A 23,070-nucleotide genomic window follows, 5' to 3' on the forward strand; every position below is an offset into this window, starting at 1 on the left:
TTAAAATACGAAGTAAAGGAAAAAATTTAACCTAGATCAATAATTTTAATCATTAATATCCCTTATAAGCCGCAGGCATCATAAAAAGGAGGAATGCAAAGATCTCACCACATTCCCCTCGCCCAAGGCCGAAGCAGTAAGAGATAGAGGCCGAAATCACCGCAACTGGAAAAGGAAACACGATCTATCTCCATGAGTGGCTCAAGAACATCAAATAGGGCAGAAAACTACGTGAGTCAGTTCATTATGAAGCACTTAATATTTAGTTTTTGCGTTTGAGCCCGTTCCCCTCCATTCGGCGAATCGCGTCCGCTTCCTCGCCACCTTCCTCATGGGTCTTCGCCATTTGAACCGCCGATGCCTCCTGATACTTCGTCGGTTTCGGATAGAGCACCTTGTCGTGCCGTATCAGTTCGGTATCCGAGACCTCCTATCCGTCAAAAACCCGCACCAGAACATGGAAGTGATTCCCCATAATGCAGTAAGTCAGGATTTCTACTCCTGAGAATTCACCCACCTGCCAGACATTTTACGCAAGATCTCCTTCTCACGCTCACCGAACGCGTCATGTCGTGATACACCACATTGCCTCCACTCACATTTGTTCTCCGTGTTCTCACATCGACAAGATCCTGCCCGTAAAACTCAGCACGCAAAAATTATTTATCCTGTCCCTAAATATTAATTCGGCTTTATTTGAGCTCTTGTTGCGGTCTTGACAGGCTGGGGGCGGACCGAGCTTTCTGGAATGATGACGAATCCGCTAGATGCCAATTTCAACGATTACAAAAAAGCCGAAAGCCAGGCCCTCGAAATTCTTCAGGAAATGAAGACGGCCAGCGTCAAGCCCCTGGATATCGAACTGGCCCTGCTGGTCGCGATCTTTGAGTTGCACCGCGATCGCTTACCGGCGGACCAAATCGGAGGGATCATCCGCAAGCACCTGGAAACTCTGGAACCTTTCTACGAAGCGAACGGCCATCCCGATTCCTGAAAAGGCGCTTATACGAAATCTACAAAGGTATGATCGGATTTAATTGGGGTAGCGCAGGACCGCTGCGCCACGGCGTAGCTCTCAGAGCGAAGACGGGGCTCCGGTCCGCACGAACATTCGTACCCCCTTGCAAGTTCTGTGCGCAGCAAGGACGCTGACGCCCTACCGAATCAAAACCTTTCTGAAAAGAATATTACTCCCCGGCTTCTCCGGCATCGAGCATGAAGCCGAAGCCGTCATTGTAGACCCGCATGAAAAGCATGCCCCAGCGCCAGTTTTGCCGGGTTTTGATCGCAAGTATGTTTTCGCCGTTCCTGAGATGGTTCACCGCCCCGGCGTTGAGGATGGCGCTGACATTGCCCGTCTTCTTCTTGAGCTGGTTGACCTTGGCCACCAGATTGCCGTTCAAATAGACCTCAATCGCCTGCTGGCGGAAGAGCCAGGCACGGAAACGCAGCGCTTCGATTTGCGCCTTGTCCTCTACATTGAAGGTCGTCCGCAGCAACGCGGTATGATTCAGATACCAGGAAATCGGCAGAGGAGTTGAATCCCAGGAGGAAGCGTCAAAGTCCGGCTTTGCCCAACCCTCGGGGGCCTGCGACATGTGTTCGATCACTTTCAATCGCCATTCACTGGCCTGCTCGGCCGGCACTTTGCCCATGGCGTACATGCCTTTCTTTTTTCCCTTCTCGACATCAAGTTCGGTCGTCAGGGGCCTCCATTGGAGGTTTTCGTTGGCCTCGAGTGGGACGCGTTTGCTGGTGGCGGCCACGAGGGCTGCCTGCGATGTCTCGTATAGCTGCTGGTCATTGGCGCGGGCTTCACCTTTCAAGCCTTTCTCAACCCGTGTGAGCCGGTCACTTCCCTCGGGGAGCACGCCTCGGAGTTGCGGCAGGTCGAGCTGCGCCTCATGAAAACGCCCCGCTTCCACGAGACGTTCCAGTCGCGCAAGGTCGGCTTCGATACTCTGCTGGATTGAGCGGGCTTCCTGCACGAGTTTCTCCACGATCGGCCTATCCGCCTTGGCGGCGGTGCCGTCCTCCAGTAGGGCCCGTGCAAGCGATTCACTTCGGGCGTAATCGCGCTCCTGGTAAGCCTCGACAGCCGGCTTGAGAAAGTCCGGGGCATCGACCGAAAACGGCGACCTGCCGGCACCAATGATTCGCAGACGTTTACCGGGAACGACCAGCGCGAGCCCGTGGCCCGCACCGACCCGGTCATTTTCATTAATGATCAGGCTGCCGTCGTACATGCGATTGAGCTCACGATACCAGCGATGGCCGTCCATGAAATGCAGGAAGGCCTTGGTGCTGTGGACATTGGCCCCCAAGGGGGTCCAGAAGTTATTCCAGAAGTTGCCGCCGTGCCCGGGATAGGTGTGGTTGTAGGAATAGGTACTGGCCAACGAGCAGATGTGAGCGGCGCTTGCCTCCCCGGCCAGATCGAAGAGCACGCCGGCCACCGAGATCTTTCCGTTGTCCGAGCCCACGGTACCGTTGAGGATCTCATTGGGGTCGAAAGGCTCCGGCTTGTCCCGCCAGGCATTGCCGTAAATGACCTGTCCGACGGGCGCACCCTTTTTGCGGAAATATTCCAGACCCTTTTGATAGGCGTCTTCATCGACATCGACCCCCGCCTCGCGCGCGAGGTGCAGCCCCAGCATACAGGCGGCGGCCGCAGGGGGCATCGCGGGATACATCCGAAAATCCCGGCCCTTGCCATACCAGCCACCGATGCGGCCGGTCAGGCCCTTGGCGTCCTCGGGACGGATCTGGTTGGACTCGATCTTATCGGTGTAGCGTTTGATCGCGGGCAGCACGTTCCGGTCACCGGTCGCGAGGTAATACTCAGCCATGAGCATGGTGTCGTACCCGAGATACCAGTTGTTGTCGCCAGGTTGGTTGCCGATCAGATCGCTGTAGATGTAGCGTCGGACCAGCCCCTGGTGCTCGGGGTTGCCCGCACCCAGCAGGAAAAGGGTATCGCTGCTGAGAAAGTTATTACCGGTCCCACCCCGCCGGACCAGCCACTGTTCGATTTCAGCGACGATCTTATCGGTCTTGGGGCAGTTGAAGGGAGCGGTGGGGCTGTAGGACCCCATCACCTCAAGAGTTACCTCGACCTCCATATTCTCGTCGCCGCGGCGCAGGCCGAGGGTGAGCTTGCCGTCGCGCTGCATCGTCTCACTTTCGGTGATCGCCGCGGACATGACGCGCTCGGCCTCGCTTCCCAGCATGTGGCCGTTGGCGCTGTAAATGACGTCGCCGACCTTGAGCTTGCCCTCCGCGGGCGAGTCGACCAGCACGTCGCGAACCGCCATGTTCGGGCCAAACGGTCCCACCCGGACACCGACCGGGCCGAGCCATCCGGCAAAGTTGGAGTAGCCGAAAGTCTTGGTCTGGCCGTTGACCAGGGTGACATCGCCGCCCGTCCACTCGTTGGCCGGCGTCTCGTATTCAATTGGCAGGTCGTCTTCAGCGTGGCGGTGGAACCAGGCGTAAAGCTCGTCTGCCGAACGGAAGGGCAAGGCAGGGAGACCGGCAGCGTTCACCAACTCAACCTCGGGGTTTTCCTTCCAATTGAACCGCACCCGCGCGACCCGTTGCACCGTGTCGCTCTCAATTTCGACGACCTTACCGCTGATGCGGGCTGTCGCCGGGGTATAATCGCCAGACACGCCGGCAACCTCAAAGCCTTCGAGCACTTCATCGGTCGCGCGCAGCCCCTCGGCCGTGCCGAGCTTGAAGTGAACCGTAGCGGTGTTGAGAAAGGTTTCCACACGATCAAAAACCGGCCCGGTCGCCATCACTTCTTCACGGGCGTAGACCTGAGCCAGGGCCCACTTCAGGCTGCGTTGGGCGACGAGCTTCTGGTCGCGGGGCTGGGCACTCATGGGCGTCGCCGCCATGCCCGGCATGATCACGTCCACGGCTTCGTTGTCTTCGGCGATCTGACGCTGCAGCTCACGCATCTCACGGGCACGCCGTGCCAGCGTGGTCAAATCGGAGCCCGGCGTCATGACCAAACCGATCGGCAGGTCGGGGTCACCGAATGTCGAACGCCAGACCGCGGGAATGCGGGGAGTCGTCTCGGGATCCATGCGGAAGCCAACTTTACGGATGTCATAGGTCTGGACATAAGCGTTATTGAGGGCCTCGCGGTCGAGATTTCGTCCCTCGCGCTCCAGTTTCGTATATTTCGAATAGGGGTAATTATTGCCCAGTTGCAGCACTACCCCCTTGAATGCCACGCCGCGCAGCGGATGCAGCACACCGTTGTAACCGACGGCCGGACAAATCGGATAATTCAGGGGATCCGTCCGGACCGGCTCTTTTTTGGGCATCGGTTCACCCTGCTGGGCCAGCTCGTGAAGCTCGTCAAAGCGTTTCATCATCTGGTCGACATAACTGTTACTGAAATACTTTGAGGTCTCCAGCAGCGCTTCGCGGCTGAGCCAGCTGATGGGGAAATAATCGCCCATATTTAGGTCGACCACGCCGATCGGCACATCGACTTGCCCCGCGAGCCCTTGCGCCAACTCAAACCCGACAACGCTCATCGCTGAGGCGGATTCCGCGGCCACCACGTTCCAACCAGTGGTGGCACCATTGGGCAGGTCGGCTTGTGGCTCCGCGGCCGGCACGGTTTGGATCCGGATCGCACGCAGCTTGGCCGAGGGCGCGTAAGCGGCAGCCGCTTTCTGGTTCATGTCGTCCTCAAGAGCTGTCTGCCGGGCGACCAGAAACACGTCGCCAATTAGGACATCCTTGATCGCCACCTCACCGCCGCCACTGGCAAGCGTCAGCGTCTGCCCCTCGTCGCTGGCCGGCATCGGCTCGAGGCTGACGGACCAGACCCCGTTGTCGTCCGCTTTGCCCGACACTTTCTGGCCGTTAAAACGGACCGTGACAGACGCGCCCGCATCCGCCAAACCATGCACCACCTGGGGCTTGTCCCGCTGGAGCACCATGCCGTCGCTGTAGTACTGATTGAAACGCAGATCGCCGGCTCCCAGTGAGCAGACGAACAGAAAAGATGTGGCTAGGGCGGCGAAGAATCGACGGTGAAACATGGAGACGGGTTCTCTTGGTTGGAAATGACATTCAGATCTGCCACCGCCGTCGCCAGGACGGTGATGGCCCGAATGCTTCGGCAACCTGAGCTGCCGAAAGAAAGGCTCGACGATGGGTTCAGGTTTGTTTGATGCAAGCCCCCGTTTTTCCGGCCCATGGAAAACAAACTCGCAAAACCGGAGTTTTGCGTTCCCGGGAACGCAGCTCTCCCGAACTGCGCGTGTGCTGCCACTAACTCAGAAACTAATTATTAGCCTGTCCCTTTGAATCCTCCCCCAAAAGCATGATTTGACAGACCCATCCCGAGAATGAAACTGATAACGTGCGATTGGATCGAACCAGCTTCAAGAAACAAAGCTTCGCCGAAGCGGCTGCGGAGCATCAAGCGACTTACAAGGCGATGTCAGCTGAGGAACGATCCAAAAGTTTCAAATATCTCATGCAGGTGAACTATGGCTTCCTCGGCAAAGACTGGCCCAAAATGGATAAAACCGCTTTCTCCAAACGCCTCCGGAAATGAGAGAGATTGAAGCCAATCTGCTCAACGAGGACTTCGTCGATTTCCTAAAATCCTTAAACCAGTGCGAAGTTGAAGCCATTTTGGTAGGCGGCTATGCCGTGATCCTTCACGGCTATCATGAACCACCGGCGACATCGACATTTGGGTCAATCCGACCGAAGCCAATTATCAACGACTGCAGAACGCCTTTGCCAACTTTGGCTGCCGCTCGATGCTATCAGCCTCAGCGATTTCCTTTCGACCAAAAAACAGGACGTCTTCACCTTTGGCAGACCGCCCGTTGCCATTGACCTGCTAACTAAAGTTGCCGGTCTTGAGTTTGATGAAGCCTACCAAAGTAGCGAATCCATCATGGTCGATGGGGCGCCCACCCGATTGCTCAGTGTCCAAAGCTTGCGAAAAGCAAAGATCGCCGCCGGGCGACACCGGAACCTGGACGACCTGGAACATCTGAACTGACTCGCAGCTAAAAATTGCGTTCGTCCCTTTTATCGTCCCTCGCAAAACCGGAGTTTTGCGTTCCCGGGAACGCAGCTCTCCCGAGCTGCGCGTAGCAGGCCCATCACATTAACCCGACACCATAGTAGCGGGAGCTTCCAGCTCCCCCCCCTTAGACGATAATTTTCGACCTACCCCCCTCCAAACCATCCCTAACGTTAAATGATTTGAAATGACACTCACAAGCTGGCACGATTCTGAAGCAATGAAATGGTTACCCCCCTCAGCCAGCTCGGCCTCTATCCGCATTCTCCTTCCACTACTCCTTTTATTGACGGGCTGTGAAGAGAAAGTTGCCTATAACGATAACTATGAAAGGCACGAAGGAGATGACATGATTCTTCGCGAGCTATTGGGCGTCCACACGCTCAGAAACTCATTTCAAAAGCCTGAAGGAATGAAGAGTTTCTGTGTCGGCGTGATTCTTATCGAGAAAGAGGAGGTCGTGGGTATCAGCGTATGGCAACCCGGCAATGGCCTGCATACCGTTCACTCAGGTGGGCTAAAGGAATACGCCAAAACCATTCACGCAGAGTATGTTATTCGGAAAAAGGACGATGATTGGCAGAGCGTCTTTCGGGTTAATCCAAGTTTTACCTCCCAGCAAGCAGAGGTGAACAACAACTTCTGGGATATTTTTTCATCTGATAAGTTACGCACCCGCGGCACAAATATGAACATGGCATCGCAGATCGGGGATTTGACAGTCATTGCCGCAATATATGGTGCGGAGGAATACGTTTCTGTTGCGCCCCTGGACCAACTGCTTCGAGACATGGACTACCTGGCACTACTTGCCGTGCGGTTCTACCCAGAAGATATTACCTCTGAGATGCCACCTCGCCTGACCAAGGAAGAATTGCAGAAAATTATTTACGGAGATTAATCGAATGATTCGGGTCTGCGTCGCTTGCGCGTCGTTGAACTGAGATACCGTAAGATTTAAAACTGCATGCTGGCTGGACCGCTTTGACGCGCCATGCTTCGGATCCATTCATAACGCGAGAGCGGCCTGACAACTGGCAGCGTTTACTTCATTTACGGAGATTATCGGAATACACCCTCACTCACAGCTAGCATGATCGGTTCTTCAACTGAGTCTGACATTGATATCGCAAGCCTGCACAATGGTGACCAAGCCAACAATGAAGAATGGTATTTGGCCCGCGCAGATTTCACGAATGAAGACGGATACAGTTCAATTGACTACTCCTTTAGCGGAAGTAGAGGTTTCGGAATTATAGTAACATCCGTTCCGGAGCCCAGCACAGTAGGTATGCTCTTGGTGGCGGTTGCCGGGCTTGGATTGATCCGTCGTCGTCCTTAAGCGCATCAACATATAATTTATCAAAAGGCGGGAGTGATTCTTCCGCCTTTTTTCGTTCTACCCTCCCAAAGGGCTCAATAAGCAAATTATACGCTCTTAAAGAAGGTTCGACCCGATGGACTATGTGGCGTGTCCGCTCGCGGACGCCCCCGCCCAAGTGTTGGGTGCGACGCGCGATGCCGCAACAGCGCTCGACCACCGGGCACGCCACGGAAAATGGGCATTCGTCCAGATCAACGTAGCGCCAGCGTGCGCGTACGAATCAAAACCGGTGTACCCTCGTGGCCAGCGCGAGGGCCCAGAAGGTTCAAACGCAAAATATAAAGATTAGGCAATTTATACAAAAAGGCCCGCTCGTTCGAGCGAGCCTTTTGCAATTTAAATCTTACTGACAAGCTTCACACTCTTCGCCGTTCATCATGGCTTCGAGGGAGCAGGCTTTCTTCTCCGCCTCAGTATATTCCTTTTTCGGTGCAGCATCGTTGGTAGCGACACCGGCCCGGCCGCGAACTTCCTTCTTCACGCTGGTGGTGGCCTTCTCGATGTTGGAGGCTCCGAGGGTGCGGAGGTAGTAGGTCGTCTTGAGGCCCTTGCGCCAGGCATCGCGATACATGTGGGAGAGCGTCTTGATGTCGGGCGAGGCGAGGAAGAGGTTGACCGACTGGGACTGGTCGATCCACTTCTGGCGCCGGGCGGCGGCATCGACGAAGTATTGGTATTCGATGCTGAAGGCGGTCTTGTACTTCTCGCGGATGTCTTCGGGCACTTCCGGGATGGATTCGAGTTCGCCGTCGAAGTACTTGAGCTGGTCGCGCATCTCGTCGGTCCAGAGGCCGCGTAACTTGAGGTCACGCACCAGCTCGCCGTTGAGGACCACGAAGTCGCCGGAGAGGTTGCTCTTCACGAAGAGATTCTTGTAGGTCGGCTCGATGCAGGGGGTGGTGCCCATGATGTTCGAGATCGTTGCGGTGGGCGCGATGGCGAGCACGTTGGAGTTGCGCATGCCGTTTTTCGCGATCTTCTCGCGGAGCGGCTTCCAGTCCATCTTGCCGGCGCGGGGCACGTCGACCTTCACGCCGCGCTCGTCCTCAAGATAGTCGAGGGTGTCCTGTGGCAGGAGGCCTCGGTCCCACTTGGAACCTTTGTAAGTGCTGTAGGTGCCCTGCTCGGCGGCGAGATCAGAGGAGGCCTCGTACGCGTAGTAGGCAATGGCTTCCATGAACTCGTCGTTGAAGTCGACCGCCGCCTGGGAGGCGAAGGCGATGTTCTTCTTATAGAGCGCGTTTTGCAGCCCCATAATACCGAGCCCGATCGGGCGGTGGCGCGAGTTGGCCGTCCTCGCCGCCTCTGTGGGATAGAAGTTGATATCGATTACATTATCCAGCGCGCGGACGGCAATGCTGATGGTCTCGCGGAGCTTCTTGTGGTCGAGGTTGCCATCCTCGTCGAGGTGGGAGTCGAGCACGACGGAGCCGAGGTTACAGACGGCGGTCTCTTCGTGGCTGGTGTTGAGCGTGATCTCGGTGCAGAGATTCGAGCTGTGGATGACGCCACAGTGGTCCTGCGGGCTGCGGAGATTGCAGGGATCCTTGAAAGTGATCCAGGGGTGGCCGGTCTCGAAGATCATCCGGAGCATGCCCTTCCAGAGGTCGATAGCCGGACGCTTCTGGCCGAAGATCTCGCCGCGCTCGGCCATGGCTTCGTATTCGCAGTAGCGATCTTCGAAAGCCTTGCCGTAGAGCTCGTGGAGGTCGGGCGTCTCGTTGGAGTGGAAGAGCGTCCAGTCCTCGCGGGCTTCCATACGCTTCATGAACAGGTCGGGAATCCAGTTGGCCGTATTCATGTCGTGCGTGCGGCGGCGGTCGTCGCCGGTGTTCTTCCGCAGCTCGAGGAAATCGTCGATGTCGTTGTGCCAGGTCTCGAGGTAAGCACAGCCGGAGCCGCGGCGCTTGCCGCCCTGGTTGACCGCGACAAGCTGGTCGTTGTGCAGCTTGAGGAAGGGAATGACGCCCTGCGACTCACCGTTGGTGCCCTTGATGAAGCCGCCGGTGCCGCGCACGGCAGTCCAGGAACCACCGAGGCCGCCAGCCCACTTAGAGAGGAAGGCGTTGTCGGCGATGCCGCGGTGCATGATCGACTCGATGCTGTCGTCCACCTTGTAGAGGTAGCAGGACGAGAGCTGCGAGTGGAGCGTGCCGGAGTTGAAGAGCGTCGGCGTGGAGGAGCAGAAGCGGCGACTCTTGTAAAGGTTGTAAAGGCTGATGGCGTAGCCCTCGCGGTCGGACTTCTCGTGATGGAAGAGCCCCATGGAGACGCGGATCCAGAAATACTGCGGCACTTCCAGGCGGCGGTGCTTCTTCTTCGTCTTGTCGACGATGAGATAGCGGTCGTACATGGTCTGCACGCCGAGGTAGTCGAAGTCGAGGTCGGCGGAGGGATCGAGGGCCTCGGAGATCCGGTCGAGATCGTAGTCGAGCAGCTTGGGATTGACGCGCTCGATTTCGATCGCGCGCTTCAGATAAGGCTTGAGGCCCCGGCGGTGCGCTTCCTTCAGCTTCTCCACGCCGTCGCGGACAATCTCCCAGTCGAGGACTTCCTCGTAGATGTAAGTCAAGAGGATGCGGCCGGCAAAGCGGGCGAAGTCGGCGTCGCGCTCGATCAGGGTCTTCGCATTGAGAATGATGGTCTTCTTCAGGTCCGCACGCTTCATCTCCGGATAGAGGGAGCGGCGGAGTTCCTTCTCGATTGCCTCGGCATCAAGGCTGAGATCGAGGCCGATGGCGGCAAAGTCGATGCGGCGCTTGAGGTCGATACCGTCCCAGAAGTTGGTGTCACCGTTCTCTTCGGTCACCACGATCATGGACTCCTGCTGCGACTCGTCGGCAGCGGGCACACCCTCTTCCTCGCGGATACGGGAGCGGTGGGCGCGGTAAAGGATATAGGATTCGGCCACCTTGAAGTGCCCCTGACGCATCATCTCTTCCTGCACGGCGTCCTGCACATCCTCGATATTGATGAAGGCCTGGCCGTCGGCGTTGAGACGGTCGGTCACGGCGCGGGCAATGTCCACGGCCGGGTCGGAATCCAGGTGGAGCGCGAGGAAGGCCTTGCGCACGGCGATCTCGATCTTCGATTCGCTCCAGGGCACGACTTGGCCGTTGCGGCGGATCAGGCGGATGGAGACAGGCTTCCGCTCGTCATCCTTGGCCGACTTGATGCGGCTGAACATGAGGCTACGGGCCACATCGTGCGCGTCGTTCTCAATCAGGGCCTTTTCGATCAGAAGGTGCACGTCGTGCGCGGAGAGCTTGAGCGCCCTGCCCTGCTCGATTTGCTTGGCCAGCACTTCACCCACGTTCTCAGCCACGCTGGCGACGAACTTGCGGTTCACTTCCGTAAAAATCTCCTCTTCCTGACGAGAGAGCAGCAGGTCGGTCAAAGCGTTGCCGATGGTGTCGGCAATCTCGGCGAGGTCGAAATCGCGCTCGGAGCCGTCGGCTTCGATCTTGATTTCCGGACGATGGAGGCGATTTTCACCGAGGACGGTGCCCCACTCGAAACGGGGCTTCTTTTCTTTGGGCGTGGCGGCGAAGCGCTTGAGCTCGAGGTCTTCTTCGAAGGAGATTTTTTGGATCATGGAGTGGTTGTTCGTTGGAAGTTGCTGGTTGTTAGGGGACGGTTTTTTCAGGGCAACGAAGCGTGCGCAAAGCGCACGCCGCGGTGTTGTAGGTAATCGTTAAATTGTTTCAGTCTGACGGCCGGACACAGGATAAAAATATAAGATCGTGACTCTCGTATCGCGTATCCCGGATCTCATATCTCGTATCCCGATCAAAGTTCGTCGTCGTCGACCGAACCGAGGGCCGAGGCTTTTTGGTATTCGGTGACGCGGCCTTCGAAGAAGTTTTGCTCCTTCTTGATATCCATCATCTCGGCCAGCCAGGGGAAGGGGTTCTCCACACCGTCGCTGAGCGGCTTGAGGCCGACACCGTCCAAGCGACGATCCGCGATATAATCGATGTACTGGCAGAATTCGTCGGCGCTGAGACCCACCGCGTTGACCGGCAGGCAGTCGCGGATGAATTCCTTCTCGAGATCGATGGCTTCGCGCATCATTTCGCGCAGCTCTTCGCGGAATTCCGGTGTCCAAACATCCTCGTTCTCCTCGATCAGATCCATCAGAAGGTTGCGGAAGACTTCGATGTGGTTGGATTCGTCGCGCAGGGTGTAGCGGAACATTTGACCGATGCCGGGGAACTTGTTCTGACGGTAAAGGGAGAGCACCATCCCGAAGAGGCCGTAGAACTGCGTGCCTTCCATGCATTGGCCGAAGAGGAAGAGGTTCTTGGCAAAAGCCTGCTTATCGGCCGTGGTTTCCAGATCCATGTCGCGACGCAGGGCGCGGGAGTTGGACACCACAAACTCGGTCTTCTTCTCGATAGTCGGAATATCTTCGAACATCGCCTCACACTCGTGCGGGTTGATGCCCAGCGAGCTGATCATGTAAACCAGGGAGTCGGCGTGGATGTTTTCCTCGTGGGCGTGGCGGCCGAGCACGAGCTTGAGCTCCGGAGCGGTTACGAGCTCGCGGGTCACGTGCTGGATATTGTCCCCCACGATCCCTTCGGCGGCCGAAAAGTAACCGATCGCCATCTTAATGATCCAGCGCTCGACGTCGTCAAGGTCACTGCTGCGCCAGAGCTCCACATCCTTCTGCATGGGGATATCCTCCGGCTCCCAGTGATTGTTCTTCATCGTCTTGTAAAGATCATAGGCCCACTGGTACTTGAGCGGCAGGATGTTAAAGAACATCGTATCTTTACCGTTAATGACCTTTTTCGCGCGAAAAGCTTCTTCTGCTTTGGTCTGGTCGAGGACGAAGGTTTTATCACCGATAGTGTAGGATTTTTCCATATTTAGTAGGAGCGGGTTGAGTGTTGTAATTAAAAGTAGATTTTTCGGCTGCGGGAACCGGCATTTGGAGACAGCTCACGCAGCGTCTGAAAGTTGTTGGAAAGGAGTTATTTAGGGCCTCTTATAGGGTAAATTAGTCGTAAATTCTGGCCAAAATCTGAAGGCGAAAAATTCCACTGTCAATAAAACGAACACAAGATATTGTAAAATTTTCAGGTATTAGCACTAGATATAGTAATTGTGCACATCTTATTCACAAATTAATGTGAGCAAGTTGGGGGCCAGTCGCAAGTGTCGGTTCGTATTTTCCCGAAGAAAATCGGGGAACCGCGTACGAGCCGCTCGACCAAGGAAATTTGCCAGACGAATCGTCCAGATCACACCGGCATCAAAGCAACCGAATCATGCCTGGATACTTTAACAGAAGGAGAGGCAAAACACCCCCACTATATTATCTGCAACTTTCTTTGCCAAAGAACGATCTCCATCTTACTAATGGCCATAATCAACAGTTACTGCGTACCCGGCGTTTGGACGCCGAACCAGCCCACCTACAAAAAAGCGACCCCCCGAAGCATGCCGGAAGTGAAAACTGCGCAGGACGAAGACATCGACAGCCGGGACATGCGCTTGATCGCGGAGGGCGACCGGGAGGCTTTTACCGATCTTGTCGAACGCTGGCAGAACCGCCTGATCAACTTCTTCTACCGTTCCACCGGCAACCGGGCCGACGCCGAAGACCTCGCCCAGGATACCTTGATCGAACTCTATCGGGTGGCCCCGCGCTACCAGGCTCGCGGTACCTTCAACGCCTTCCTCTTCACCCTCGCCCGCCGCCGCATGATCGACAGCTTTCGCAGAAAGGCCCGCCGCCCGCTGGAATATATCGACCCCACCGATTCCGCCATGCAGCAGCAAGCTGAAGAAAGCGACCAAACCCGCGAAATCGAAGAAGCGTTTCACCGCGCCCTGGGCACCCTGCCCGACAACCACCGTCACGCCATCCTCATGCTTCAGCAGCAAGGCCTCAGCTACGAGGAAATCGCCCAGGCCCTCGACGCCAGCCTCAGCGCCGTCAAAACCTGGATCCACCGCGCCCGCACGCAACTACGCCAGGAACTCAAGGATTTTGCCTGACCTGATTTCAGGCGCAGCGGTTCACCCGTTTCCAGCTCATCCCAACCACCACTCAACCACCCACCACCCCGTCACGCCGTAGCCTCCAATTCATCTAGAGCGAAGGCGGATCAACCACCTTCCCACCTTCATACCTTTCCACCTTCATACCTTCCCACCTTCATACCTAAAATGGACCCACTAGACCGAAAGATCGACGACTTGCTCGCCAGCCGTCCAGCCAAAGCGCCGGATGACTTTGCCGACCGCACCCTGGCCAAACTTGATGCGCGCGCTGAGCTCAAAAAGTCCGGCGGGCTTGCCTCATTAATTCGCTTCGCCCTGCCGATGGCTGCCGCCGTTGCCCTGGCGTTTATTCTCTACAAACAGTTCACGCCGGACGGCACCGAAGCACCCGCCCAAGTCGCGGACAGCCCCATTTCATCTGACGAAGACCTTAACAGCTACGAAATCCAGGAGATTCTCCTCCTGCAGGAAGGGCTCGCCGGCTTCGCCCGAATCGAAGCCGAGGAACTCAGCCGTGGCGATGACCTCCTAATTACTCTCGAAACCCTCTACTCCATATAAGCCATGAAGACATTGAAAACATTTCAAATTCTGATCCTCGGCCTGAGTCTGACAAGCTTACCACAGGCAGGTTTTGCCGAGCACCACGAGGAACGCGCCAAAGAGCGCGAATCCCGCATGCTCATGCATCTGCTGAAGATGGACGACACCGAACTGACGAAGCTCCGCCAGACCGTTGAGCGGATCGAAGCGATGAGTCCGGAGGAGCGCGCCAATATGCGGAAACGTCTGGGTAAATTACAGGACATGACGCCCGAAAGGCGAAAAGCTCTGCGCGAGCGCTTCGAAGCGATCCCTAAAGAAAAGCGCGAAGCCATGCGCCAGCGCTGGATGGAGATGAAGCCCGAAGAACGCCGAGAATGGCGGCAAAAGCTCCGCAATATGAGCCCGGAGCAGCGGGCCAAAGCCATGGAAGAAGCAGGCTTCATGCCGCCCAGACACCACGGCAAAAAGCGCGAAGGCAAAGAAGGCCCGCCGCCACCCTTGGACTAAATCCCACAGGGTTCAGCAGTTACCGGTTCATCCGTTTTCGCTTAGTGGCCAAGCGAACCGGAGTCAGAACATTCCTGTCCTGATCACAGTTCTTCGCCCAAAGAAAGTGGACAGAAATGTCCACACTCCGGCTCGCCATTTATTACTCCCCCGCCTCCAGCAGCCGATACCCCTGAAAAACCATGCCCATAGCGCCGAAAAACAAACGTCCACCCACTCCCCCTGTCACGCCGTAGACCCACCAGGGCGAAGGCGGAAAAAATCTGCCATCCCTAGCTTGACAGAGCGGGACTCGATCACAATATCCCGCCCTTCGTCGTCACTTGTGATGGCTCACCTGCTGGATTAGCTCAATTGGTAGAGCAGTTGACTCTTAATCAATTGGTTCGGGGTTCGAGTCCCCGATCCAGTAGGACATGCCACCTTAGCTCAGCTGGTAGAGCAGTTGATTTGTAATCATCAGGTCGTCGGTTCGATCCCGACAGGTGGCTCCATTTTATCACCCGCTATGGCCCTTGAATAAAGGCCTAGCGGGTTTTTTTGTTGCCTGCTATTGGCATACGCAGTTTAAGACAGATACGAGTCTTAAACATGGCAAAGCGGGCGAAAAGTGGGCGACGGATTGGAATGCCGAAAATCTATCCTTCGGGAAAGAAGTCTCACCCGTGGATGGTGTCCTGGAGGCATCAGGGAAAACGGGATCGCTACTACTTCAAGACCGAACAGGCCGCGAAGGAGAAGCTGGATGAGCTGGAAAAGAAGATTCTAGTTGAAGGTGCCGAAGGCGTCTACTTCGACGCGAACGCCCGGGCCGAATGGCGGGCCGCGACGAATATCCTCCAGCCGTTCAAGGTCTCGCTGATCGAAGTTGCCCAGGACTACGCCAATCGGCACCGATCGGTGCATGACTCGATCCGGTGGGACGATGCCGTTTTCCAGCTCGTCGAAAGCCTCGAACGGGCCAACCGGCGACCAAAGACGATTAAAAGCACTCAGAAGCGCCTCAAACTCTATCAGGAGTACATCGGGGCAACTTCCCTTGCCGACTTCACTGCGGAGAACGTAGAGGCCTTCCTCGCGTCCGGAGACTGGAAGCCGTCGACCGTGGCCGGTTACCGCGTGGCCCTTTCCAGCCTGGGGAATTTTGCCATGCGCCGGAAGTGGATCGCCGAAAATCCCGTCGACGGGATCGAGCCGCCGAAGCTGGACCGAGGAAACCCGACCGTCTACACCGTCGAAGAAGCGAACCGGCTTCTCCACGTCGCGGCCAACATGCGGAGCCAGTATCGAACCGGGAAAAAACTGCACTACGATCAGGGCCGGATCGTGCGCCGCCTCTGCCTGCTTTTGCTGGCCGGGCTCCGGCCGGAAGAAGTCGACCACCTTAAGCCGGAAAACATGCTTCCGGACGGAATTCGCGTGTCAGTCGGAAAGATTCGCGGACGGCGTTCCGTGCGTATCGTGCCTATGTCGCCGCAGTTCCGCGCCTGGTGGGACGCCTATCCGAATAAATTTTCAGATTTTTCGCCCCCGAATTTCCGCCGTCTCTACGAACGCGCGAAGAAAACGGCCGGGATCGAAAAGACCGGGACCGATCTGGAACGGCACACCTGGATTTCCTGCCGACTGGCCGCCACCGGTGATGAAAACAGGACTTCCCGCGAAGCGGGCAACTCCCCGGCCGTGATCTATTCAAACTACTTCCAGCTCATGACGGAGGCCGAAGCTCGGCAGCTCGGGGCCTTTACTCCCCTTCCGGGTGCCTGCTGTTCGATTTGACAAGGTTGGGGCCAAATGCTTGGCTCTACCTTGTCAGACAGCCATATCTGATCCTTTCTTAGCCCTCCGGTTGTTGCGTAGCCGGGGGGCTTTTTATTGGATCGGGGCCAAGGGAATTTCGTTCCTGGAACACCATTGATGAATAAGCTCCCAGTTATCCCTTTTCCCAGGACTGTATACTACTAGTTGGAATACCTTCACATCTCCTTTGATATTCCTAGGCCTCAGCTTCACCCTAGACCCTTTCGGGAGAAAAGGAACAAGTTTAAGCATCCTCCAAACCTCAACCAAAGACTGCTTCTGGCGCAGGTAAGGCCGAAGATCTGGCGAAAGAAGGACGTAGGTACGACCTAATTCTTCACACAAGAGCGGCAAGCGCGGCTTTTTTCGATCCCTCCCGTAATCGACTGACACAACGACCCAGTCTGGCTCATCGCCTAGTTTTTGAAGCCATTCCGGATCATCCTCACCAGCTCGTGTAAAATCAGTAAGATGAAGTGTTCGAAAGTCATATTCCGAGCTGGTACATTTTGGAGCATAATCATGCTGATAGAATTCTCTTAGACGCTCCTCAACCCTGGGGCTCATGCACTCATCGAAGAACAACCAGAGAGGGGTTTTAGGCTGCGATTCCGACATGCTGACAGTATTCACAAGACAACTCCACTACTGATCGCGACACGTCGTAATAGTCGCAAACGTAGTCGATACCACCTTCCGCGATATAAGATTCCCACAAAGCCCGCGCAGAATACGGAGAGTTTTCAACTTTTGGCTGACCAAAAAGGAACCTGGGGTTCATTATGACATTCCTGCCGCCACTGGTGTAAGCGCGATATTGCCTTGCAAGGAAATCTTCATCATCGAAAAGAAGATCATTCATGTAGGGCTCTAATATTTTTTGGATCCCGCGCTGTCCGATGTTTGATCCAGCCAGTTTAAAGGGATCACCCTCCCGGTTAATATAAATATGAAGGGAACGATCCACTTTATCTATTGCGAGTTTGTGTCTACGGTCCGAAAAGGGATATTCAATACCATGCTCATCTTGAGCCCTTAGGATCGAGTCCCTTATCTCTTTCATTTGAACCTTCTTCTCAACCCGAAGAAAGCGGATAGCTAGAGACTCAATAAAGTCCTGAAAGGATAAATAAGGAATACCTTCTCTGTCCACAGAAGGAGTGCGAACGGGCTGATAATCACCACGCCCTAGAAACCAATACCTTAAAGTATTTTCAGGTATTCGAGCATAATACGCGGCCTCCTGCAGGGAATATAGCCCGACAGCGCCTTGTATAGCATCTATTACTGGTTGGGAATTGGCGCTCATGAGAGCAATCTATGAGGCTGGATAAACCATAGGTCGATAAGAGAATTTGGAACTTAACGCGATCCACCCCAACCAGAGGAAGAGCCGCCCCATCCTTTTTGAAGTCTTCTATTAGCCATGCGCTTCATCTGACTAGCACAATTGAAAGACATAAAGACACCGTTTTTGCCTATGCCGTGATCCGACTGATCATTCATCTCATTCAAGACATAGGCATGGAGATAATTTTTCGTCGTCGAATCAAGCCCACCTGGAGGGGTTTCTTTACCCAAGCAATAGTTTAATGTATCTAACATCGCCTCGACAATCCGAGGACGTTGGGAGTTGTCGGATTCCCCGAAAAAGTAACCGACCCAAGTGAGTATCTTATAAGGATCAACCGTTGCTTGGGTGACACCAAAACTCTGCAAATGCCCTTCGTGATGAGCAATTGAATCTTTTACAGCCTTACGCCACTCAGGCTTATCAAAACTCACTTCATTTGAACGAAACGCGACCTCCAGCAGGTCGGTAATTTCTTCGATTTGTCTAAGTTCTTCATCAGTAATATTCATTATTGAGAAGAGAGTTTAAAGAGCACCTTCCTTAAGGTCTTTAAGGTGGGCTTTAAATCCGTCTTGATCACGGATTGCAGCATGTAGCTCATCCGTCATGCCGTTCACAGGCATAGGCGCTTTTATGTCTGAGCATACCGGGACGTCTTCGTCTCTGATTTCAGCTACGATATCCTTTAGTTCTGCAAGTTTCATGGGTATTTGTTACTGGGTTAATTTTTGTAAATGCTCCGTTGCTATATAAAGCACTTAAGCTATGCAATGCAACATAAACGGCGGGATTACGGATGAAACAAGCCCTACCTGTCAATTCCGTTTTGCACACCTTTTTTGAGGTTTTTTTAATCCTTCGGGGTCAACTCGATCTGCGTCATAGCGTTGAGTTCGCCGTAAATCGCTTGCGCGTGACTTCCAGTGAGTCGAACTGCTTTAGGCATCCCCGACATGTGCAAAACCAATTCGGCATCGTTTTTCTCTTCGATGTCTGTGCTTGTGGCGTAAGCGATATGCTCGGGATTGATGAAGGTCGTGCCGATTTGTATGAATATCTTTTCCATAATGATTGTGTGATTTAGGGTTTGATTGAGCCGACTCATTGAATCGGAAAAGGGATAATCTCGGCTAGATTGCCTTGCTTGTCTTCCCCGGTCGTTCGTCAGCGGTGGGGGTATCGTGACCTTTTCCGGAGATGAAGTCTTGCTCTTTCTGGTGGTAGGAGTCCTTTGGGACGATGGTGAGCGGGACACTGATCGAGCCGTTGCGCTCGTAGTATTCCAGGGCGGCCATCGTCGCCATCTTCGCCATCGTTGAAACGGGGATGCCCGTGTAGTTCGACATCTCATCGAGACGCGCTTTTTCGTCCCGAGCGATGCGCATAGTTAGATTTGTAGTTCCCGTCATGCACTCAAATGAAAACTTTTTTCAGTTTTGTGCAATAACGTAGTGCATTGCAGTTCAAGCGGTTATAGAACTGGAACATGCTGTAACGTATTGCATTCCAGTTTTCAGACTTGCCAGTCAGGGTTTAGGTGTATTGGTATCCAGTATGTTGTCCTTAAAAGCAGGCAACGCACTATACGCAAGATAAAACCAAATGAAAGGAGACCAGACATGGCAAAAGTGATCAAAATGGCCGACGTTCGCCGGGAGTTTTTCCCCGAGTGCGAACCGGAAAACCGCCCCGATGGGAAGCCGTACAACCGCCCCATCATCAAGGCATTCCGCCGTGGAGAAATCCAGGGCGTCCCCACCCGGACGAGGATCCGCAAAGGATTCCGCCAAATCCTCGACTTCCGTATCACCCGCGCCGAATGGCGACGCCTCCACGAGAACGGCATCGTCCCCCCGGTTGACGATCAATCGGAGGTGCGGGCATGAGCGGGGAAAGATTCACACGTTCTCGCTCGATAATCGAACGCTGGAACCGATCAGAGCTCGCTAACTTCGGCTATCCAGCTTTCCAAAAGCGGGCCGCTGTAGTTCGGAATGCGAACCTCATTAATGAGGACGGTTCCATTCGCTTCATCCTCATTAAATGCGAAAAGACGACAGCCATCCTCAGATACGCCCCAAAAGGTCTCCGGGTTTTCTGTCATGAGTTCCTCGGCAAAGGAACGGAGCGGATCAGGAAACTGCTCCCAATCCACTCGATTATTAAAAGCACTTTTGGCCGCGCGCTTTCCTTTCTTCCGCTGTTCAAACTTACTCATCAGAGCAAAGGCAAAGGAGAGCGCGTAGGCCGTCAATCTGTAAAGGAGGCCTCACTATGAGCGGCCACAAAGAATTTACCGTCGTCGATGTGCCTGCGGGCCACGTCACTCGCCTGAACGTATCGGAGCAACTTATTCGACTACTCACTGCCGAATACGGAAGCCAGGGCTGGCGCGTTTGCCGCATCGGCGACGTTCTCGTTTTACACAGTAGGGAGGCTGCTGGTTCGCCAAGTGGGGCTCATAACCCCGCCGACGCCGGTTCGATTCCGGCCCCTGCAACCAGGGCGAAGAGTGATCTTCTTAAAGCCGCCGACGCCATGGAGCATGCAGCCGGAAACCTGCTGAACGCCTGGCAAAACGGTGTGCCGACCGGGGAAGCGCTTTTCCGCAATCTCAGCAATGCCCTCCACGGCTACCGCCTGGAGAAAGATGCAAAGGAGGCTTGCTCATGAACTGGCTAGGATTCCCATTTTTTCCGACTGGCCCATCCAGAGGGGTTAGCCGGTCGCAAAGCAAGAACTGGCAAGCGTTACACTTCAAACGCTGCCCGAAAGCTTTCGGAGGTCCGAGACGGGCAAAGGCCCACCGTAGAATTTACCTAAAAGAAAGGGGGCTTCTATGACTTCCGAAGTATGGAGCGAACTCAACAAGCTCAAAGAGGCTCATCCGGAAGTGAATTTCTTCTGGCTGGAGCACGAGCTGAACAACGCGGGCGAGGAAGTCGACCTGCTCAACGAAGAACTCGAAATGATGGAGGCGGGAGCATGAGAGCCCCGACTCGACCCATACGCGATGAAGCACTTGCGGGCCAGTTTGCGCGCAAGTGTTTCGGCAAGTTCGGCATGGCACGAAAAAAGAATGTGCGGATCCCGAGCTGCCCAAAGCGCAGCTTCACCGTCTATGAAATCGGTACCTGCTCGCAGATCGGCGAATTCGTAATGAAGGGCGACAGCTCGCACGACTTCGCAGAGGCCTTCGACCGCGCGGGCTTTCCGATGGATGCCCGAGACCCCCTCTTTATTCGCGACGATTTCAACTACTGCCGTAAGCTCGCCGAAGCGGAACAGGCGGAACAAGTGGAGATGGCTCTATGAACGACTTCCAGTTGCACGGAAAAGTTTCCGCGATGGTGGAAAGACTTCGGCATATACGATTTATCGCCGAGCACAATCAGGGTCGAAGCGTTAAGGATCATATCGAGCACGAATATAAAGCGGCAAAAGAGATCCTAGAGGAACTGGAAAGGCGTTTATATAAGTGATGGATAAGGATTCATGCCGAATTCCATTCTCTTCGTTGAGTGCCCCAGAAAAGCGGGTGCACTTAAAGTCGAAGCGCGAGCGCGAATATAAGCTTCGCGACGCGCAAGATGCTAATGAGAAATATAGAGCTCTCAGGAGTATCGACGCCAGACATACGCCGGAACACCCAGAGGTTTTACCCTTTCAGGATCAAATCGACGAAGAGAAGCAGCTTCGCGAGCAATGTTATTTCGACGGCCTTGACGAAACCGGCCGGATCATCCCCCCGGAGGAATACGCACGCCGCGACAAGGGCGAAAGTCAGCTCGAAATGATGGGGCACCGAGTAGCCGAGCGCCTGCAACGGCTTCGCCGCAAAGGCTACCACGACGGCGACGACGTTTATTTCGTTGGCGCGAATTCGCGGATCGAAAAAGAAGTGCCGAAGTTTTGGAGGTCGAACGCGAATCCTTACGTCCAGCGTCAGAAACGCCGGAAGATTTTCAAGTCTCTTGCGCTCCACATGCAGGACGGCATCGAGAGCGGCAAGCGATACCGCATGTGGGTCATCCATGATGGCCCCCGCTGCCACGCTATGCACCTGCCGAAGCGTTGGAGCGGGCAGGCCGCAAAGGTCACGAACTGGAACGAATCCGAATTCGCGGATCAATGGGGCATGCGCGCAATCTTCCGGAGCGCGGAAGCCGGAAGCCCCGTCCTCAAGGCCTCGAAAAAAGAGTGGAACCCCGAAAAGGAGCGTTTCGAGCGCCCGTATATCCGCGATGAGCAGGGTAACCGCATACCTGTTCGCGACGAAGAGGACCGCCAGACCTGGCACCCGCACTCCCATATCATCATGGAGAAAGACGGCTATTATGGCCCCTGGGCAAACTTCCTCATGTGGTCCGATGGTGTGAGCAAGGCTTCCACCTTCCGCCCGATCCCCAGGCATCAGGCGCTGACGCGGCCGCAAAAGCTCGGATGGATCAATCCCGAGCATGCCTTTACCGCGGTGATCCAGAAAGCACAGAACCATTTCCATACCCCGAAGCTCGACGCCGGTTTCATCTACGATCCCCGGGAGGCCTGCAAGTATGTCCTCAAATGCGACGAACTCGACGACGTGAGGGACATCGATTTCCTCCGCTTCCTCAAGTGGACCTATAAGCGCCGGCTCGTATCCTTCTACGGTACCGCGAAGAAGCGCAAGGCCCGCATCGAGCGCGACGGCATACGCATCAAATCCGAGTGGGACGCGAAGACACAGAAAACCCGCTTCGTCGAAAGGCCGTCGCACCACGTCGAAGTGGTGAAAAAGGATTTAGAGAAGCCCTGGAAGCCACCTTACCACGGTGACCAGTGCGTTCTGGTCGCCAAGCTCGACCCGATCCCCTATCACTCGCCCATCAGCGAGCCGGTTTTCCTCATTCGTGGCCGCGTCGACTGGCCGAAGCTCGAAACGAAAAAAGACGTGCTGGCGATTTTGCAGCAAACGCAAGACACCTATGAGGCCGCTGTAGAGGCCTTTCCGCTAATATACGGCTGCACTATAGAGGAGTTTCTAAACGGAGCACCGGCGTTCACGCAGACACCGGCAAAGGCCGATTTGGGCTTCGATTTCGTCGAAAATCGAGCGGCTTTTAAACGTTCTGCCCACACCCCACCCGTAATTTCCAGCGCTCCCTGCTTCTCAGCCCCCAATCGAGGGAAAAACGAGCAGAGCGAAGTTCCCGTAGGGCCGCCAACGGCGGTTTCATCGAACCAAACCACTCTAAAAGTCGAAGCGGAACCCCCCGGAGCCGTCAACCGAAGCCAAAAAAGCGAGCTAGTTGGTTCCTGCCGTCCACTTCCCGGGGAGAGTTGCGATCCCGCTCCACCTGGAAGTCCCGAATTTAACGCCGTCGAATACTTCGGCGCGTGAACCAAAACACC

The 23,070-nt window shown here is 55.2% G+C and carries 25 protein-coding genes and 3 tRNA genes; 17 read left to right on the plus strand and 11 right to left on the minus strand.

The window, feature by feature from the left end; genetic code table 11:
* Nucleotides 1-262 precede the first annotated feature (262 nt).
* A complete protein-coding gene (locus DDZ13_RS15820) occupies nucleotides 263-394 on the minus strand; it encodes a hypothetical protein (RefSeq protein WP_269845166.1) in 132 nt (43 codons plus the stop codon).
* Between the two features lie 357 nt (nucleotides 395-751).
* Between DDZ13_RS15820 and DDZ13_RS06415 the strand changes: the two genes are divergently transcribed.
* Nucleotides 752-994 carry a hypothetical protein gene (locus tag DDZ13_RS06415; protein ID WP_233246101.1) on the plus strand — a complete coding sequence of 81 codons (243 nt, stop codon included), beginning with the start codon at nucleotides 752-754 and terminating at the stop codon, nucleotides 992-994.
* Between the two features lie 193 nt (nucleotides 995-1,187).
* On the opposite strand, the gene DDZ13_RS06420 is transcribed toward DDZ13_RS06415, so the two are convergent.
* Nucleotides 1,188-5,066, minus strand: a complete 3,879-nt coding sequence (locus DDZ13_RS06420) for a DUF6288 domain-containing protein (protein WP_110130602.1) — start codon at nucleotides 5,064-5,066, stop codon at nucleotides 1,188-1,190.
* Between the two features lie 323 nt (nucleotides 5,067-5,389).
* Here DDZ13_RS06420 and DDZ13_RS06425 point away from each other — a divergent pair, with 323 nt between their 5' ends.
* The 4 genes from DDZ13_RS06425 (at nucleotide 5,390) to DDZ13_RS15975 (ending at nucleotide 7,412) form a co-directional block, all read left to right on the plus strand.
* The gene (locus DDZ13_RS06425; RefSeq protein WP_110130603.1) at nucleotides 5,390-5,587 is read left to right on the plus strand and encodes a hypothetical protein; all 198 of its coding nucleotides are present in this window, start codon (nucleotides 5,390-5,392) and stop codon (nucleotides 5,585-5,587) included.
* Nucleotides 5,588-5,704: 117 nt separating this feature from the next.
* Nucleotides 5,705-6,046: a hypothetical protein gene (locus DDZ13_RS06430; protein WP_199221067.1), complete on the plus strand. Its 342-nt coding sequence runs from the start codon at nucleotides 5,705-5,707 to the stop codon at nucleotides 6,044-6,046.
* Nucleotides 6,047-6,257: 211 nt separating this feature from the next.
* On the plus strand, nucleotides 6,258-6,971 hold the full coding sequence (locus DDZ13_RS06435; RefSeq protein WP_110130604.1) for a hypothetical protein: 714 nt from the start codon (nucleotides 6,258-6,260) through the stop codon (nucleotides 6,969-6,971).
* Between the two features lie 192 nt (nucleotides 6,972-7,163).
* The gene (locus DDZ13_RS15975; protein WP_110130605.1) at nucleotides 7,164-7,412 is read left to right on the plus strand and encodes a PEP-CTERM sorting domain-containing protein; all 249 of its coding nucleotides are present in this window, start codon (nucleotides 7,164-7,166) and stop codon (nucleotides 7,410-7,412) included.
* A gap of 385 nt (nucleotides 7,413-7,797) precedes the next feature.
* On the opposite strand, the gene DDZ13_RS06450 is transcribed toward DDZ13_RS15975, so the two are convergent.
* Both DDZ13_RS06450 and DDZ13_RS06455 read right to left on the minus strand, forming a co-directional pair.
* Complete coding sequence (locus tag DDZ13_RS06450; protein ID WP_110130607.1) at nucleotides 7,798-11,049, minus strand: ribonucleoside-diphosphate reductase subunit alpha; 3,252 nt, start codon at nucleotides 11,047-11,049, stop codon at nucleotides 7,798-7,800.
* Nucleotides 11,050-11,243: 194 nt separating this feature from the next.
* Nucleotides 11,244-12,326 (minus strand): ribonucleotide-diphosphate reductase subunit beta, encoded by a 1,083-nt coding sequence (locus tag DDZ13_RS06455; RefSeq protein ID WP_110130608.1) that lies wholly within the window; start codon nucleotides 12,324-12,326, stop codon nucleotides 11,244-11,246.
* 576 nt (nucleotides 12,327-12,902) lie between these two features.
* On the opposite strand from DDZ13_RS06455, the gene DDZ13_RS06460 reads away from it, so the two are divergent.
* From DDZ13_RS06460 to DDZ13_RS06485, 6 genes are all read left to right on the plus strand, one after another.
* Nucleotides 12,903-13,463, plus strand: a complete 561-nt coding sequence (locus DDZ13_RS06460) for an RNA polymerase sigma factor (protein WP_158279819.1) — start codon at nucleotides 12,903-12,905, stop codon at nucleotides 13,461-13,463.
* Between the two features lie 171 nt (nucleotides 13,464-13,634).
* Entirely contained in the window at nucleotides 13,635-14,030 is a 396-nt protein-coding gene (locus DDZ13_RS06465; RefSeq protein ID WP_110130610.1) for a hypothetical protein, read from the plus strand.
* Between the two features lie 3 nt (nucleotides 14,031-14,033).
* Nucleotides 14,034-14,522: a DUF3106 domain-containing protein gene (locus DDZ13_RS06470; protein ID WP_110130611.1), complete on the plus strand. Its 489-nt coding sequence runs from the start codon at nucleotides 14,034-14,036 to the stop codon at nucleotides 14,520-14,522.
* Nucleotides 14,523-14,861: 339 nt separating this feature from the next.
* Nucleotides 14,862-14,934 (plus strand) — tRNA-Lys (locus tag DDZ13_RS06475).
* A 6-nt stretch (nucleotides 14,935-14,940) separates the two neighbouring features.
* Nucleotides 14,941-15,016, plus strand: a tRNA-Thr gene (locus DDZ13_RS06480).
* Nucleotides 15,017-15,149: 133 nt separating this feature from the next.
* The gene (locus DDZ13_RS06485) at nucleotides 15,150-16,301 is read left to right on the plus strand and encodes a tyrosine-type recombinase/integrase (protein ID WP_110130612.1); all 1,152 of its coding nucleotides are present in this window, start codon (nucleotides 15,150-15,152) and stop codon (nucleotides 16,299-16,301) included.
* Between the two features lie 93 nt (nucleotides 16,302-16,394).
* Here the strand turns inward: DDZ13_RS06485 and DDZ13_RS15980 are convergent, their stop codons facing one another.
* The 6 genes from DDZ13_RS15980 to DDZ13_RS06515 all read right to left on the minus strand — a co-directional run bounded on the left by DDZ13_RS15980 (nucleotide 16,395) and on the right by DDZ13_RS06515 (nucleotide 19,061).
* Nucleotides 16,395-16,940, minus strand: a complete 546-nt coding sequence (locus DDZ13_RS15980; RefSeq protein WP_110130613.1) for a PIN-like domain-containing protein — start codon at nucleotides 16,938-16,940, stop codon at nucleotides 16,395-16,397.
* Nucleotides 16,921-17,631, minus strand: a complete 711-nt coding sequence (locus tag DDZ13_RS06495; protein ID WP_110130614.1) for a hypothetical protein — start codon at nucleotides 17,629-17,631, stop codon at nucleotides 16,921-16,923. Before DDZ13_RS06495 ends, DDZ13_RS15980 begins: the two co-directional genes overlap by 20 nt.
* Before the next feature lie 53 nt (nucleotides 17,632-17,684).
* Entirely contained in the window at nucleotides 17,685-18,185 is a 501-nt protein-coding gene (locus DDZ13_RS06500) for a hypothetical protein (protein ID WP_110130615.1), read from the minus strand.
* A gap of 15 nt (nucleotides 18,186-18,200) precedes the next feature.
* A complete protein-coding gene (locus tag DDZ13_RS06505; protein WP_110130616.1) occupies nucleotides 18,201-18,380 on the minus strand; it encodes a hypothetical protein in 180 nt (59 codons plus the stop codon).
* A gap of 146 nt (nucleotides 18,381-18,526) precedes the next feature.
* The gene (locus tag DDZ13_RS06510) at nucleotides 18,527-18,742 is read right to left on the minus strand and encodes a hypothetical protein (protein ID WP_146209275.1); all 216 of its coding nucleotides are present in this window, start codon (nucleotides 18,740-18,742) and stop codon (nucleotides 18,527-18,529) included.
* A 64-nt stretch (nucleotides 18,743-18,806) separates the two neighbouring features.
* Nucleotides 18,807-19,061: a hypothetical protein gene (locus DDZ13_RS06515; protein ID WP_110130618.1), complete on the minus strand. Its 255-nt coding sequence runs from the start codon at nucleotides 19,059-19,061 to the stop codon at nucleotides 18,807-18,809.
* 234 nt (nucleotides 19,062-19,295) lie between these two features.
* On the opposite strand from DDZ13_RS06515, the gene DDZ13_RS06520 reads away from it, so the two are divergent.
* Entirely contained in the window at nucleotides 19,296-19,562 is a 267-nt protein-coding gene (locus tag DDZ13_RS06520; protein WP_110130619.1) for a hypothetical protein, read from the plus strand.
* A 50-nt stretch (nucleotides 19,563-19,612) separates the two neighbouring features.
* Here DDZ13_RS06520 and DDZ13_RS06525 read toward each other — a convergent pair whose 3' ends face one another.
* Nucleotides 19,613-19,894, minus strand: a complete 282-nt coding sequence (locus DDZ13_RS06525; protein ID WP_146209276.1) for a hypothetical protein — start codon at nucleotides 19,892-19,894, stop codon at nucleotides 19,613-19,615.
* A gap of 209 nt (nucleotides 19,895-20,103) precedes the next feature.
* Here DDZ13_RS06525 and DDZ13_RS15465 point away from each other — a divergent pair.
* The 5 genes from DDZ13_RS15465 to DDZ13_RS06540 all read left to right on the plus strand — a co-directional run bounded on the left by DDZ13_RS15465 (nucleotide 20,104) and on the right by DDZ13_RS06540 (nucleotide 23,059).
* A tRNA-Met gene (locus DDZ13_RS15465) sits at nucleotides 20,104-20,179 on the plus strand.
* A gap of 35 nt (nucleotides 20,180-20,214) precedes the next feature.
* Nucleotides 20,215-20,349: a hypothetical protein gene (locus DDZ13_RS15825; protein ID WP_269845167.1), complete on the plus strand. Its 135-nt coding sequence runs from the start codon at nucleotides 20,215-20,217 to the stop codon at nucleotides 20,347-20,349.
* 166 nt (nucleotides 20,350-20,515) lie between these two features.
* Nucleotides 20,516-20,665: a hypothetical protein gene (locus DDZ13_RS15470; RefSeq protein WP_158279822.1), complete on the plus strand. Its 150-nt coding sequence runs from the start codon at nucleotides 20,516-20,518 to the stop codon at nucleotides 20,663-20,665.
* Entirely contained in the window at nucleotides 20,662-20,991 is a 330-nt protein-coding gene (locus tag DDZ13_RS06535; RefSeq protein WP_110130622.1) for a hypothetical protein, read from the plus strand. The genes DDZ13_RS15470 and DDZ13_RS06535 overlap by 4 nt, the downstream gene beginning before the upstream one ends.
* Nucleotides 20,992-21,157: 166 nt before the next feature.
* Nucleotides 21,158-23,059, plus strand: coding sequence for a hypothetical protein (locus tag DDZ13_RS06540; RefSeq protein WP_146209277.1), 1,902 nt, complete (start codon nucleotides 21,158-21,160; stop codon nucleotides 23,057-23,059).
* Nucleotides 23,060-23,070 lie beyond the last annotated feature (11 nt).

Source organism: Coraliomargarita sinensis (genome assembly GCF_003185655.1).
Taxonomy (GTDB): domain Bacteria; phylum Verrucomicrobiota; class Verrucomicrobiia; order Opitutales; family Coraliomargaritaceae; genus Coraliomargarita_B; species Coraliomargarita_B sinensis.